This window comes from Streptomyces omiyaensis, assembly GCF_014650895.1.
Lineage (GTDB): Bacteria > Actinomycetota > Actinomycetes > Streptomycetales > Streptomycetaceae > Streptomyces > Streptomyces omiyaensis.
This window is the reverse complement of sequence record NZ_BMVV01000090.1, coordinates 1-755: the sequence shown is the minus strand read 5'-3', so window position 1 is coordinate 755 and position 755 is coordinate 1. Positions and strand designations below refer to the sequence as shown.

General features: G+C 70.3%; 1 protein-coding gene. It reads left to right on the top strand.

Annotated features, from left to right (window positions below; all coding sequences use genetic code 11):
• A partial coding sequence (locus tag IE287_RS38130; protein ID WP_189854012.1) for an acyl-CoA dehydrogenase family protein occupies positions 1-755 on the top strand: 755 nt, incomplete at both ends.

Here is a 755-nt window from a genome sequence, read left to right as displayed (position 1 = left end):
TTCGACCTGTACCGGACCTCCGAGGAGCACGAGATGCTCCGGGAGTCGGTGCGTGCGCTGGCGGAGGCGAAGATCGCCCCGTTCGCGGCGGCGGTGGACGAGGAGGGACGTTTCCCGCAGGAGGCCCTGGACGCGCTGGTCGCCAACGACCTGCACGCGGTCCACGTCCCGGAGAACTACGGCGGCGCCGGCGCGGACGCCCTGGCCACCGTGATCGTGATCGAGGAGGTCGCCCGGGTCTGCGGCAGCTCCTCGCTGATCCCCGCGGTCAACAAGCTCGGCTCGCTGCCGGTGATCCTGTCCGGCTCCGAGGAGCTGAAGGCCAGGTACCTCGCCCCGCTCGCCTCCGGCGAGGCGATGTTCTCCTACGCCCTGTCCGAGCCCGACGCCGGCTCCGACGCCGCCGGCATGAAGACCCGCGCGGTCCGCGACGGCGACCACTGGATCCTCAACGGCGTCAAGCGCTGGATCACCAACGCCGGCGTCTCCGAGTACTACACCGTCATGGCCGTCACCGACCCCGACAAGCGCTCCAAGGGCATCAGCGCCTTCGTCGTGGAGAAGTCCGACGAGGGCGTCTCCTTCGGCGCCCCGGAGAAGAAGCTCGGCATCAAGGGCTCGCCCACCCGCGAGATCTACTTCGACAACGTCCGCATCCCCGCCGACCGGATGATCGGCGCCGAGGGCACCGGCTTCGCCACCGCGATGAAGACCCTCGACCACACCCGCGTCACCATCGCCGCCCAGGCCGTCGG